This window comes from Xanthobacter autotrophicus (assembly GCF_029991245.1).
Lineage (GTDB): Bacteria > Pseudomonadota > Alphaproteobacteria > Rhizobiales > Xanthobacteraceae > Xanthobacter > Xanthobacter autotrophicus_C.
The window spans coordinates 1-459 of sequence record NZ_JAIVFO010000353.1 but is presented as its reverse complement, the minus strand read 5'-3'; the positions used below and the strand labels follow the sequence as shown (position 1 = coordinate 459).

The 459-nt window shown below is 29.6% G+C and carries 2 protein-coding genes; both read right to left on the bottom strand.

Annotated elements, in window-relative coordinates; genetic code table 11:
• Window positions 1–240 (bottom strand): hypothetical protein (locus tag K9U41_RS23180; protein WP_282643188.1); only part of this gene is annotated, 240 nt, incomplete at its 3' end.
• 21 nt (window positions 241–261) lie between these two features.
• Window positions 262–459, bottom strand: a 198-nt coding sequence (locus K9U41_RS23175) for a hypothetical protein (protein WP_282643187.1), incomplete at its 5' end; no start/stop codon positions are given.

The following is a 459-nucleotide window of genomic DNA, read 5'->3' as shown; positions in this document are numbered from 1 at the left end:
CTTTAATGCTTCCATTACTACTGCCTGCGGTTCGCAAGCTTGCAGGGTTTTATCATTCACAAATAAATCAACTATTGAAGCAATAAAAATATTTGCATTTTCTTGTAAAGCATTTTTAAATTGCTCTTGAACGCTTGGAGTAGCAAGAATTGTTTTTAGTTTATCAATTGGTCTTTCTTGCTTTGGTTCTTGCTGAATATTAGTAGTTTTTGACTGTAATGCTTCCGATATTTTTCCCATTGTTGTTTCTCCTATGTTTTTTTAATCCCACATTAATAATAATATTGGTTTTATTATGTCAAATGTTGATTGGTCTAAAAAATTAGTTGGTTCTATTGTTCCATTTTGAAATTTTTTTACGATTGCAATTATAATTATTGCAAAAAATATATCTATTGCTTCCACTTCTTCACTAGAAAATATTCTAAATTCTTGCATATCGGCTTCGTAACCTTTTGC